The following is a 12,169-nucleotide window of genomic DNA, read 5'->3' as shown; positions in this document are numbered from 1 at the left end:
CGAATTCTGGGGGCGGCCATGCGGGTCACCGCGCGCGAGAGTGTTCATCCGTGGCAGGTCGGCCTGGCCGCGTGCGCCGTGGTCACCCCGCTAACGCCGGTCATCGCCTCCGGCGACCCCTTCTTCGTACTCCCCCTCGTGGTCGCGACCACGATGTTGACCGCCGTACCGCTGTTCCTGTACGCCCGGCCCTCCGCCTTCCAGTGGGCCACCGGGACCATCGCGGCGGTGCTGCTGCCGTGGTCGCTGATCGGCTCCTGGGTCGGGATGCTCGTCTTCTCCCCGTCGGTCCCCCTCCTGCTCCTCTCGGCGTTCTCGGACCCGCGTCGGCGCCCGAGGGCCGCCAGGTTCCTGGCCGGGGCTGGTCTCCTGCTGGCAGCGGCGGTGACGCTGTTCTGGTGGGGCCGCGGGTACTGAAGCTTTTCCTGCGGATCATCTGATCGTTGGTTGATGAGTGTCCTTGACTCAGCAGCCGTGGCGGCAGGCCAGCGGCCTTCGACTGCGAGGCCTACAGGAACGGAGCACCGTCGAGCGTTGAGTCACCCCGCTCAGGCCGTGGCGTGGCCGGGCCACTGGATACGACAGTCCGAAAGAAGCCGCCTAGCTTTGGCCGCGTAGGTTCGCCGGGTCATGCAGGCATCGGCGGCGAGGGGGCGTCCGCCCCAGCGGATGCCCTTCTCGCTGCGGATGCGGGCGTTCCTTGCGTTCGGCGGCCAAGACGTCGCGGTGGCGGGCGTTGGCGTTGCGCCAGCCCAGGTAGGCGTGCAGAACCCGGGACTGCACGGAGTGGTTGGGGTGCGTATCGGCTGGTGCGCCCGGCCTCAAGGACGCGGAGCCAGGGCGGCATGATGTCCCCCGTGATGAACAGTGCAGACCTGCAGCCTGCCCGGATAGCGGGTTACGACGGTGGTCCCCTCATGTACCAGGTCGGGCTCTTGAACGAGCCGCTCTTCTGGCTGGGGCACCTCTCCTCGTGTATCCAGAGCGAGGAGGCCGAGGAACTGCTGTTCGGCGCGGACTATGACGCGGCCGGCGACTTCCAGAGGCAGCTCTGGGAGCGGGCCGAGTGGCCGGCATTCACGGTTCCGCTCGCTGCTGATCATCGTCTTCACGTGGTCTACCGCACTGTCCCGGACGACACCGGAACCGACTACCTCCTCCACCACCCCGACTGGGGGCAGGCCGAGCTCCTCGCGCGGGATGACGGGCACTTCATGGGTCCGGGCCTGTCCTGGCCCGAACTCGTGGCAGCTGCGGACAACATGCTGCCCGGCGGCAGCACCACCGATCCCCACTCCCGTCTGTTGCTCCTGCTGCCTGCGTTCGGCGACGATGCGGTACCCGACGACGCTGTTGGCCGCCTGGCAGGTGCGCTACACGCCCGCACAAGCGTGGAAGACCCCGAGACCCTCGCCTCTGCCCTCCTGGAGGACCAAGGGGCACCCGGCCCCGCGCGCTGGACGGTAGCCGGGCACGGATTCTCCGTGAACGATGGCAAGTACTCCTTCCGCAACCCCACCAACCTCTTCGCCTTGTCAGCCGATCGCTTGGCTCAGGTGGCCACCGCGCTGGCGCCTTGACCCACTCAACAATGTCCAACGGCGGAGGGGGCTGTTTCGTCGTTCGGTTCAAGCTGCGTCGGTCTGCGCGTCTGGCAGAGCCTCAATGGCGTTGAGGACCAGGGCGCGTGCCGCTGCCCCGTACACCGCCATGCCGCGGAGCTGCTCGAACGCTACCTCGTACAACGCCACCTCGCTTGGCTGCGTGATGTTCACCTCCGCGGAGAGGAGCTCCACGGAGGCAAGGGTGTTGTCATACAGGTGGAACACCTCCTGCGGCCACAACCTCCGGTTCGGAGTGCTCATGGGGATGATGCCGAGCGAGACGGCGGGCAGTGCGCCGGCCGTCAGGAGGTGGCCGAGCTGCGCGGCCATGTCGTCGCTGCTGCCGAGCTGGTAGCGGAGCGCGCATTCCTCGATGACGAACACGAACCGGCGTCCCGCACGGTGGATGATCTGGGACCGCTCGGCGCGGGCAGCAGCGGCCTCGGCAGAGTCGTTCGGAATACCGAGCAGCCCCGCGTTGCTGGAGAGCACGGCGCGGGTGTAGCCCTCGGTCTGAAGGAGCCCGGGGACGAGGGTGGGCGAGTAGACCCGGAAGTGCCGGGTGGCGTTAAAGAGGTCGCGATAGCTGCTCTGGAGCTGGCGCAGCCCGGTGCGCGCCTTCCTCCTCCACTCCTGGTACATGGTCTCGGCGTCGCGGGAGAGGGCGACGAGGTCGCGGGCCCGGTTCTCGGCGCCGCACGCTCGGCACCATGCGGCGATGTCGGGCGAAGACGGAGGGGTCTTGGCGTTTTCGATCCGAGAGATCTTGGAGTGGCTCCAGCCGCACTGGGTGGCGAGCTGTACGAGCGTCAGCCCCGCGTCCTGGCGCAGCTCGCGCAGCTGGCGCGCGACGCCCTCGCGGGCGGTCTGCGCCGAGGACGACGGGGAGACGGACATGGGCACTCCTGCTAGCTGATCTTGTACTGGTGGTGCGGAACGGCGCGGTCCCATGCTGCCTCGACCGCGTCGGCGTAGGCCTGTATGAGGTCGCTCTCGGTACGCAGCTCCATGGGCGGGGTGGCCCATGTGCCGGAGCCGGTGAAGTGGTTGACGAGCAGTTGGTCATCGATGAGCCAGCCGTCCACGGCCGGCAGAAGGAGGCCGACCGCCTGATGCCTGGGCAGCCAGCGGACCTCCTCGCCCGCGAGCACGTTCACCACGGTGCCAGCATGCTCGTACCGGATGTAGTCGCTCACCGGCTCTGAGATGATCCGTACGCGCCGCATGGCGACGCCGCGGGCAGTGGCGGCCCTCACCATCGCGACCCATGGGGACCAGTACGCGGAGGCGGGATCTACGTCTCGTTCGCCGGTCTCTCGCCATCGCCGATAGTCGTCCGCCTCGTCCGGGACGGCGTAGACGTCCCGCATCTCCAGGTGGGTGGCCGTGCGGCGTGCGCCGGCGAGGAGCTCATCGAACCGCGGCTCGCTCGGCGGCATCACAGGCCTCCCTCAGGATGTCGATCATGTGAGCGGGGATCCGGATCACGGTCTCGCCCTCGGGGATCGTCTTGTCGTGCCCGGGGGCGTTCTTCTCGATGCACTCGGTCCGGGTCGCCTCGTCGGCGACGTAGCTCTGGAGCACGATGTCGCTGGTCTGTCCGTCGACCCACGCGGTCGGGCTTCCGGTCTGACCGGACTCAGGGTCTACGCCGATGAACTGTAGGGACATGCTCGGCCTCCCTCGCAGGGCTGTGCACTGATGTGCACCAACTTCGCTTCGTTTTGGCGCCCGGTCAAGGGTGCAGACTCGCCTGGACATAAGGTCGCAGCAATCTGTGCACACTCGTGCACAATGCTGGTGTGCGTGCACAGCCGCTCCCTACTTTCATGTCGTCCCCGCTGACCGGCCGACGGGAGCCACAGGCATGATGACGATCAAGGTGTACCGGGTGAGACCGGATGGGACGACAGACTCCGTCTCGCACGAGCAGATCGCGCGCCCCACCGAGATCCCCGCCTTCAGCCCCTTCGACCCGTGCGGATGCCCCCGCCACAAGCGAGGTTGGTGCGACTTCCACGGGGGGCCGTCCACAACCGCTGAGCTTGTGGACGAACACCGCGTCGCATGCGCGCCGTGCCGCGAGCAGCGGGGCCTGGCCTCACGCACCGAACCGGTGCGTCACTGATGGCCTGCGAGGCGGGCCAGGTGGTCCTGCCCGACTGCCAGTTCGGCGAGCACTCCTGGTGCAAAATCGGCGAGGTCCGCGTCGGCCGTACGTTGGTTTTCCCCGCGAAGCGATGCGACTGCCGTTGTCACCGCGCCTCGCGTGCGACCCCGAGGTCGGACCGGTGATCCGCTGCGCTCGTGGGAGTCGTGAGTGCGCGGGAGCGCTCCGGCTGGTCGCGGGAGCCGAACGGTCGGCCGATGACGTGTACGCCTGCGCGACGCACGCGGCCGAGCTCGCCGCCCCTCGCGGCGACATCCTGACCGACTTGGCGCAGTACCAGGAGATGGCCCGCCACCGGGCCTCATGACTCCTGTCCGTGGGCGAGGAGCGCTGGCCGTCCACGGCCCCTTGGCGGCCTGGAAGCATTCTTCGACGCTCCAGCGGGTGCCTGTGCCGCGTACGCTCGGATCATGGTGCAAAGCCGGGCGGAAGACGTGGACAGCTATCTCGCCGAGGTACCTGAGGAACGCAAAGTGGCTCTGACCCGGCTGCGTGAGTTGTGCCGTGCAGAGCTGCAGGGGTTCACCGAGGTGATGGCCTACGGCATGCCCGCCTATGAGCGGGAAGGCATCGGGGAAATCGCCTTCGCGAGCCAGAAGCAGTACATCTCCTTCTATCTACTGCGCAGCGATGTCCGCGAGGCGTTCGCTGAGCGGCTGGCAGGCTATGACATGGGCAAGGGATGTCTGCGCTTCCGTCGACCGGAGAAGATGGACTTCGTGCTCCTCCGGGATCTGCTGCGGGCCACGGCGGCCGGGCCGGGCAAGATCTGCTGACTACTGCGACGCATAGCCTTCGTCTGGATGTAAGTGTTGATCAAGGTCGTGAAACGATCTTCGGAGGGCTCGTGACGACCTGACGGATGCACAGTGGGAGGGGCCGGAGGCGGTGTTGCCGCCGCTGCCGAGGATGGGGCGCAAGCCGCGGGACCGGCGGCAGTGCTTCGACGGGATCTGGTGGCGGGCGCGCACGGGTTCGCCGTGGCGGGACGTGCCCAAGCGGTACGGGCCCTGGGAGACCGCGTACACACTCTTCCGACGGTGGCAGATCGACGGGACCTGGGCCAAGGTCCTGAAGAAACTGCAGGTCGAAGCGGATTCCGCAGGGCACATCGAGTGGGAGGTCTCGGTGGACTCGACTGCCTGCCGGGCTCACCAGCGGGTTGCGCGGGCATCCGCGACGTCTTGCCGGAGTTGTCCGAGGTTTCTGTGCGTCGGTGCCGCGGCTCGACCGCGACTGAGCCGCGGGCAGTCGGTCATTCGGATACGAGGGCTGGCAGCGGATGTGACGCAGCCCTTCGCGCGCACCTAGCTTCCGGGCTGATTGCCCCGCCGTTCGGGTTCCGGGCCGGGGCGGGGGTTGAGACCGAGCAGTGCTCTCCGCGCAAGCAAAGGTGTGTCGCCTGCCGCCACCGGCAGCACTCAGCTGGTGCGCGAGCTCGCCCCCTCATCGACCACCACGGCAACGCCAGCACCTGGTTGGCCGCCACCGTCGTCCACTCCACTCCGGCCCCTTAGGACCTGTCCGGTCGATCATGTTCGAAGCCAGATGATGAGCCTTTTCCAACCTGGCATCCGCACTGGTCAGGGCCCTGGTGCCCGTCGGGTCCCCGCAGTTGGCGCGAGCTTCTGACCAGGGCTCCGCAGCCGGCCGAGGACTCTGGAGACCATCTGCTGGCGGCTCACGCCCCCATACGCGCGCCAGGTTGGAAAAGGCTCACTGGCAGCTATATGGCCTTCGTCTCCTCACAGCAGCAGCGCCCGGTGGCTCCACGCGTGAGAGCGGGAGCCGCTTGTACCGGCGATGACAGGTGCGTCGAAGCGGGCGGCAGCAGGGGTGAGGCCTGAGCTGCGGATCCTGCCAGGGTGCCTTGACCAGCGGGTTCGTGTGGCTGAAAGTGGATCTCCTGATCGACTGGGGCGGGAAGCATGACACATGAGGAATACGCCGACCGCTGCGAGGAGCTCTTCGCAGTGGGCGGGTTCGCGAAGGCCCGGAAGGTGGCCGAATCCGGTCTGGGGGAACTCGGACCCGATCCGGTGCTCTACCGGTGGCTCGGCCTCGCCCACGCGGCGGAGGACGAGGACGACCACGATGCCGAGGCGGAGAAGGCTTACAAGACGGGGCTGGCGGAGTGGCCGGACGACCTCGGACTGCTCGTCTCCTACCTGGAGCTGTGCCTGCGGGCCGACGCGTGGACGTATCCCGGTCGCGTCGCTCGGGTGGATCGGCTCAAGGAGCGGATCGCGGAACTGGCGCCCGCGGGGTCGCCCGAGGCGGCACGGGTGGAGGCCGCGCTCGACTGGGCCGGGCGAGGCTACTGGCAGGACGTACGGGAGAGGACGGCTGCCGCGCGGACCGATCGAGCGACTCTGACGTCCCACAGCGTGGATGTTGCTGAAGCGCTGGAGCGGGGCGGCCAGGCGCCCGCCCATCCGGAAGACCTGCGGGCCGCCGAAGTCGCGGCCGCGCTGGACCTGCTGGCCGGCCCGTGGCAGGCCCCGCTCCGGCTCATGGTCCGCCACCGGGTGGCCGCGTATGCCACTACTTTTGTGCTGGTCTTCGCCACCAACAAGGCCCTAGTGCTGAGCGGGACCGTTTCCTACAGCATGTGGGGCTGGATCTGGTTCGCGCCCCTCCTGCTGGCCGACTCGAAGCTCAAGCAGGCCCGGCGGCTGGCCCGCCAGCGGGTGATCGCCGCGATGGAGGCCCGGCACGCCGAAGCCGACGCCGCGGGCTAGGAGCTCTCTTACGGATCACTGACAGAGAGATCGCAGGACCTGCTGGTGGCGGCGAAAGTGTTGCCTGCGACGATGCGCCTGTGAGCTACGACCTTGCTGTGTGGGACGGCGACCGTCCATCCGACAACCGTGCCGCGAGCTCGACGTATGACGAGCTCTACGAGCGTTACCTGGAGTCGGACGATGTCGCCGTGCCTCCGGCACCGCGCATCGTGGCGTACGTGGAAGCCCTCGTCGCGCGATACCCGGACGACGTCGACCACAGTGTCGTGTGGACGTCGACCCCAGTCATCGACGAGGCATCGGGCCCGATCGTGTACCTGCTCATGTCCTACGGCAAAGCCGAGGAAGTATCCGAGTACGCCGCTGCACTGGCCCGCGAGCACGGCCTGGTCTGCTTCGATCCGCAGGGAGAGTGCCTCCGGTCGTGAGCTGCCTGTTCTTCAGCGGGCGGACCAAAGGAAGATGCCCGCGATGAGGAGACCGGCACGGTAGACGGTGGCGGTCTTCTCGTAGCGGGTGGCCAGGCCGCGCCATTGCTTGAGGCGGTTAATTCAGCGTTCGACGGTGTTGCGTTGCTTGTAGGCATCGCGGTCAAATCCGGGCGGGCGCCCGCCGCCGCGTCCCTTGCGTTTGCGGTTGGCGATCTGGTCGGCAGGCTGCGGGATCACAGCCCGCACTCCGCGTCGTCGCAGATGGTCCCGGATGGCTCGCGACGAGTATGCCTTGCCCGCCAGCACCGCGAAGGGGCCTGATCCTGGGCCTACCAATTCGACGCGGGACACGGATGGCAGCCATCACGTCCTCGAACGCCGGCGCATCTCCGGCCTGGCCGGGCGTGAGCACGAAGCACAACGGACGACAGCGGTTGTCAGCGGCGAGATGGACCTTCGTGGTCAACCCGCCACGCGATCGTCCAATCGCGTGGTCGGCGGGCTCACCAGCCGGAGCCCTTTTTTGCGGGCCCCGGCGCCGTTCTGGTGGACGCGCACGATCGTGGAGTCGACCGCGACGACCCACTCCAGGTCACCGTCGGCATCCGCTTGAGCGAGCAGCGCGGTGAAGACACGTTCCCAGGTGCCATCGATGGCCCAGTTCCTCAACCTCGTATAGACGCCCTTCCACGAGCCGTACTCGGCGGGGAGGTGCACCCACTGAGACCCGGTCTGGAACTTCCAGGCGATCGCATCGATCACCTGGCGGTGATCACGCCACCGACCGCCCCGTCGCGGCGTCCGATCAGGCAGCAACGGTTCTATCCCCGCCCACTGCGCGTCGGTCAATGGCACGACCAGACCAACGATCCGATGATCGGAAAGAAACGCCCTAGTACTGCAACGGAAAGAGGCCCTGCCGGCCGGAGCGCAGGGCCGTCCGGCGAGGGCTGTCGGCCGCCCCGCCAGCTCGCTCGCCGACTGGCCGGTGGGGCGAAGATCGGGCGGACCATCCGGCTCCGGCGTCCCCCGAGAAAACACCTGGCCCCGCCGCGCACCACTCGATACGATCATCGTGATGACGACCTACTCTGCTATCAGATCGGGGGTCCCGTCCGCGCAAGGTGAGTGCTGATGCTTACTCCCCCCGCGAACGGCGATACCCGCCTTTCCCTCTGGCTGCGCGTGCGCGAGTTCGCCGTGCCGCCCTCCATGATCGAGACCGCTGGCCTCCGCCGCTCCGTCGGTGACTGGTCGGGCGCCTGCGCCGCAGCGGGCGTCGACGTCGATCTCGACCTGCGCTCCGCTGCCCGCACGTACGGGCGGGAACGCGCCGCCCTCGTCAGGGCGGACCTCCGCCGACTCGCTCCCGACCTGCTGCGCTGGCACATGCCGCGGATCGCTCCCGACGGAGTCCTGCGCCCGGGCCTCACCGTGCCGCTGGCCCGCTACGGGCCCCGCGGGCAGGACGACTCAGACACCGCACCCCCCGGGGACGCCCCGTCCCCACCGCTCTACCTCGTGGTGCGGACCGCGCCCGCCTGGGCGGACGCCGGCCAGCGGATGAGTCTCGCGCTGTGGGACGGATCCCGTTCCGCCGGCGACGAGCGCCGACATCCGCATCCGCGCCCGAGCCGGCGGTACCGCCTGGATCTGCACCGCCATCTCTGGGACGCGACCCGCAGCGACGAGCTGCGGATCCGCTCCGGGGCCGACACCGCGCCGTCCGCGGATCCGCCGCGGCCGGACGAGGAGGCGACCGGCCATGCCGTCGACCGCTGGGCGGCGGAGGCAGGGATCCTGCTCAGGGCGGAGGGACGGGACTCCGGACGGGTCAGGGTACGGCTCGGAGCCCGCCGGCAGCTGGTGCTCGACGTATCGCCGGGCGGTGGACCGGTCACGGCCGTCCCCGTTCTCTCCCCGGCGGCACCGGGGGCGCTGCCCACGCTGCCCGACGCCGCGACCTGGGTGCTGCCCGACCTGGAGTTGCTGCGCGCCAGGCTCGTCGAGCCGGGGCGGCTGCATCCTCTGGTGGCCGCGGCCCTCGCCCCCGGTCATCCGCCCGCGGGACCGGCCCCGGCGGCGGACCCGCCCGGACGGCCCCGCCTGGTGGACTGCCGGGGAGTCCCGCACCGGATCGGCCTCTCCGATGGCGTACTGGCTCCGCTCGACCACGGCCCCGACGAGATCCGGCGGGAGGAGCTGCTGGTCGCGCTCGGCGGCCCTCCGCTCCCCTGCTTGCAGGCCATCGACGAGGCCCATCGGAGGCCGGACTGCCTCACCGGCGTCCGGGAACGCCTGGACCACGGCGACACCGCGGGCGCGCTGGCCGTCGTGGAGGGCCTGCTCGGTCCCGGCGCCGCGCTGCGCAACGGCGCGCTGCGGGACGCGCTGGAGTCGGCCGCCCGGCGGCGGATCGCGTACGGGCTCTACCGGACGGACCTGTACGGCCCGGGCCCGGGCCGTGTGCTGCCCGGGCCCGAACGCCCACGCAGTCATCGCGCCCGCCCTCGCCACAGCCAGTCCCTCTGACCGACGCGGCACCCCGCCCACGCGCCGGTACCTCGACCTCCCGCGCCACCACCGGTGTGTGCCGGTGCCGCCGACCGCAGCGGCAGCGCCGGTTCGCCCCACCGACAACGAATACACAGGTGATCACCCATGCCCTTGAGCACCCCCTCGCCCGCCCAGCTCGACGTCGCCGACACCCTGCTCGCCCTGTTGCGCGACTCCACGACCGAGCCGCGCCCCGACGACCAGCTGGAGGCCCTGACGCTTGCGGTCGCCGCCGACCTGCCCGTACTCCTCTGGGGTGAGCCGGGCATCGGCAAGACGGCCGCGCTGACCCAGCTCGCCGAGTCCCTCGACCTTCCGCTGACGACGGTGATCGCCAGTGTGCACGAGCCGTCCGACTTCTCCGGGCTGCCCGTCATCGGTGACGACCCCGCCGAGCAGGGGGTCCCGATGGCCCCGCCGGACTGGGCGGTACGGCTGGTGAAGGAGGGCCGCGGTCTGCTGTTCCTCGACGAGCTGTCGACGGCTCCGCCAGCGGTGCAGGCAGCCCTGCTCCGCCTCGTCCTGGAGCGGCGGGTCGGCGCGCTCCGGCTGCCGTCCGCGGTGCGGATCGTGGCCGCCGCCAACCCGCGGGCCTCGGCCGCCGACGGCTGGGAGCTGAGCCCTCCGCTGGCCAACCGCTTCGTGCACCTCCAGTGGACCCACGACCACGACGTCGTCGTCCGCGGCCTCGGCGGCACCTGGCCGCAGGCGACGCTCCCCCGGCTCGATCCGGAACGCCTGCCGCACGCGGTGGACTTCGCCAGGCGCGCCGTGTGCGGGCTCCTCGCCACCCGCCCCTCGCTGGTGCACCGCCTGCCCAGCGGGGAGGCCCGGCGGGGCGGCGCCTGGCCCTCCCCCCGCAGCTGGGAGATGAGCCTGCGCCTGATCGCCTTCGCCACCGCCGCCGGCTCCTCTCGCGAGGTGCTCTCTCTGTTGGTCAGGGGCACGGTCGGGGACGGTCCGGGGCTCGAACTGCTTGCGAGCCTGGACCGCATGGAACTGCCGGACCCCGAGGTGCTGCTGGCCGACCCGGCCGGCGCCGAGCTGCCGGAGCGGGGCGACCTGCGCCAGGCCGCGCTCGACGGTGTGGTGTCCGCAGTCGGCGCGCGCCCGGAGAAGGCCCGCTGGGAGGCCGCGTGGGCGCTGCTCGCCCGGGCTGCGGAGACCGGCGCGCCGGACCTGGTCGTCGTCCCGGCGACCACGCTCGCCGGGCTCCGCCGTGCGGAGTGGGACGTCCCTCCCACCATCGAACGGCTTGCCGGCGTGGTCTCGTTGTCCCGGCGTGCGGACGAGGCCGCGGCCCTGGTTGGGAGCGGCGCACGGCGGGTGAACGGCGTGGCTTCCGCCGCGGGCGCACGATGAGCCAGGTCACGGGCACCGACGCGGGCGCATCCGGGCGCTCCGGCGCGGTGTCCGAGCCCGCCCTCGACCTCGACAAGCTCTTCGCCGCGCGGCTGTTCGCCGTCCGGGCCCGGCCCTATCTGGCGACCGCGCTCTTCGCCCTGCACGTCGTGGAGTCCCGACGGGTGCCGACCATGGCCGTCGACCGGTACTGGCGGTGCTACGTGTCGCCGGTCTTCGTGCGGCGGACACCGGTGGAGGAACTCGCCGGGGTCTGGGTCCATGAGGTGGCGCACCTTCTGCGCGACCACCACGGGCGCGGTGACCGGGTCGCCTGGGAGCGCGGCCTGACCGGCCCGGGTGCCCGGCTGCTGATGAACATCGCGGCGGACTGCGAGATCAACGACGACGTGTTCGGGGACGGGCTCGTCATGCCGGAGGACGCGGTGACCCCGGGCTCCCTGGGGCTGGCCTCCGGAGAGTTGATGGAGGACTACCTGCGCCGGATCGGGCTCGGCTCCGGCATGGAGCACCTCGCCTGGCTGGACTGCGGCAGCGGTGCCGACGGGCTGGAACGCGAGTGGGAGCTGGGGGCTGACGGCGCGGACGGGCTCAGCGAGCAGCAGCAGGACGCCGTCCGATTCCGGGTGGCGCAGGCCGTCAAGGGCCGCCCCGGGACGACGCCGAAGGCGTGGAAGCGGTGGGCCGAGGAGGTCTTCCACCCGCCGCAGCCGTGGCGGGACCTGCTGGGGGCGGCGGTCCGCTCGGCGGCCTCCGCGGCCGGGGCGGGCGAGGACTACTCGTACGGGCGGCCGTCGCGGCGCTCGGCGGGGGTGCCGGGAGCCGTGCTGCCGAGCCTTCGGCGCCGACCGCCGCGGGTCTCGGTGATCGTGGACACCTCCGGTTCGGTGAGCGACGCGGAGCTCGGCGGCGCGCTCCTGGAAGTGGCCGCGATCTCCCGGGCCGTGGGCGGGCGCCGCGACTTGGTGACGGTGATGTCCTGCGACGCGGCGGCCCGCACGGTGCATCCGTTGTGCAGTGCTGAGGGCATCCCGTTGGTGGGGGGCGGCGGTACGGATCTCCGGACCGGCTTCGTCCGGGCGCTGCGGACGGTGCCCCGGCCTGACGTCATCGTGGTCCTGACGGACGGACAGACGCCCTGGCCGGACGAACGGCCTTCGTGCCGGACGGTGGTGGGGCTGTTCCCCCGCGCCGGATCGGGCCGCAGGGCGTGGATCGAGAACGATCCCGACTACGAGCCGGACGTCCCGCCCGACTGGGCGCGCGTGGTGACCATCGGCTAGGACCTGTCCGGCCGATCAC

Annotated in this window: 12 protein-coding genes and 2 pseudogenes; 9 read left to right on the top strand and 5 right to left on the bottom strand. The window is 70.6% G+C overall.

Translation table 11 applies throughout. The features are described from left to right. A partial coding sequence (locus IO20_RS0132700; RefSeq protein ID WP_211270461.1) for a hypothetical protein occupies positions 1 to 417 on the top strand: 417 nt, incomplete at its 5' end. Between the two features lie 218 nt (positions 418 to 635). Here IO20_RS0132700 and IO20_RS41805 read toward each other — a convergent pair. Beyond that, positions 636 to 798: pseudogene (locus IO20_RS41805) on the bottom strand (IS630 family transposase); the annotation flags it as partial. A 62-nt stretch (positions 799 to 860) separates the two neighbouring features. Here IO20_RS41805 and IO20_RS0132695 point away from each other — a divergent pair. Further along, positions 861 to 1,580 (top strand): hypothetical protein, encoded by a 720-nt coding sequence (locus IO20_RS0132695; protein ID WP_245685135.1) that lies wholly within the window; start codon positions 861 to 863, stop codon positions 1,578 to 1,580. 48 nt (positions 1,581 to 1,628) lie between these two features. Here the strand turns inward: IO20_RS0132695 and IO20_RS0132690 are convergent, their stop codons facing one another. Genes IO20_RS0132690 through IO20_RS0132680 form a run of 3 tightly spaced genes read right to left on the bottom strand, consistent with a single transcriptional unit; the run spans position 1,629 to position 3,275 of the window. Then, positions 1,629 to 2,501 (bottom strand): helix-turn-helix domain-containing protein, encoded by an 873-nt coding sequence (locus IO20_RS0132690; RefSeq protein ID WP_030556447.1) that lies wholly within the window; start codon positions 2,499 to 2,501, stop codon positions 1,629 to 1,631. A gap of 11 nt (positions 2,502 to 2,512) precedes the next feature. Then, positions 2,513 to 3,043 (bottom strand): DUF6879 family protein, encoded by a 531-nt coding sequence (locus tag IO20_RS0132685; RefSeq protein WP_030556445.1) that lies wholly within the window; start codon positions 3,041 to 3,043, stop codon positions 2,513 to 2,515. Beyond that, positions 3,015 to 3,275, bottom strand: a complete 261-nt coding sequence (locus tag IO20_RS0132680; protein WP_030556443.1) for a hypothetical protein — start codon at positions 3,273 to 3,275, stop codon at positions 3,015 to 3,017. Before IO20_RS0132680 ends, IO20_RS0132685 begins: the two co-directional genes overlap by 29 nt. Before the next feature lie 909 nt (positions 3,276 to 4,184). Between IO20_RS0132680 and IO20_RS0132665 the strand changes: the two genes are divergently transcribed. The 4 genes from IO20_RS0132665 (at position 4,185) to IO20_RS0132655 (ending at position 6,946) form a co-directional block, all read left to right on the top strand. After that, positions 4,185 to 4,550: an iron chaperone gene (locus IO20_RS0132665; RefSeq protein ID WP_030556439.1), complete on the top strand. Its 366-nt coding sequence runs from the start codon at positions 4,185 to 4,187 to the stop codon at positions 4,548 to 4,550. Positions 4,551 to 4,629: 79 nt separating this feature from the next. Continuing rightward, positions 4,630 to 5,085: a transposase gene (locus IO20_RS42475; RefSeq protein ID WP_078946277.1), complete on the top strand. Its 456-nt coding sequence runs from the start codon at positions 4,630 to 4,632 to the stop codon at positions 5,083 to 5,085. Between the two features lie 617 nt (positions 5,086 to 5,702). Continuing rightward, positions 5,703 to 6,515, top strand: a complete 813-nt coding sequence (locus IO20_RS0132660; RefSeq protein WP_030556437.1) for a hypothetical protein — start codon at positions 5,703 to 5,705, stop codon at positions 6,513 to 6,515. Positions 6,516 to 6,595: 80 nt separating this feature from the next. Next, positions 6,596 to 6,946 (top strand): hypothetical protein, encoded by a 351-nt coding sequence (locus IO20_RS0132655; RefSeq protein ID WP_030556435.1) that lies wholly within the window; start codon positions 6,596 to 6,598, stop codon positions 6,944 to 6,946. A 12-nt stretch (positions 6,947 to 6,958) separates the two neighbouring features. On the opposite strand, the pseudogene IO20_RS39225 reads toward IO20_RS0132655, so the two are convergent. Next, positions 6,959 to 7,810, bottom strand: a pseudogene (locus IO20_RS39225) (IS5 family transposase). A gap of 273 nt (positions 7,811 to 8,083) precedes the next feature. On the opposite strand from IO20_RS39225, the gene IO20_RS0132645 reads away from it, so the two are divergent. The 3 genes from IO20_RS0132645 (at position 8,084) to IO20_RS0132635 (ending at position 12,150) form a co-directional block, all read left to right on the top strand. Then, positions 8,084 to 9,481, top strand: coding sequence for a hypothetical protein (locus IO20_RS0132645; RefSeq protein ID WP_030556426.1), 1,398 nt, complete (start codon positions 8,084 to 8,086; stop codon positions 9,479 to 9,481). 129 nt (positions 9,482 to 9,610) lie between these two features. Further along, positions 9,611 to 10,867, top strand: a complete 1,257-nt coding sequence (locus IO20_RS0132640) for an AAA family ATPase (protein ID WP_051875069.1) — start codon at positions 9,611 to 9,613, stop codon at positions 10,865 to 10,867. Continuing rightward, a complete protein-coding gene (locus IO20_RS0132635) occupies positions 10,864 to 12,150 on the top strand; it encodes a vWA domain-containing protein (RefSeq protein WP_078946276.1) in 1,287 nt (428 codons plus the stop codon). Before IO20_RS0132640 ends, IO20_RS0132635 begins: the two co-directional genes overlap by 4 nt. Positions 12,151 to 12,169: the final 19 nt, after the last annotated feature.

Origin of the sequence: Streptomyces exfoliatus (genome assembly GCF_000725545.1) — a bacterium.
GTDB classification, from domain to species: domain Bacteria; phylum Actinomycetota; class Actinomycetes; order Streptomycetales; family Streptomycetaceae; genus Streptomyces; species Streptomyces exfoliatus.
The sequence above is the reverse complement of the archived record's forward strand: the minus strand, read 5'-3'. Positions and strand labels throughout refer to the sequence as shown.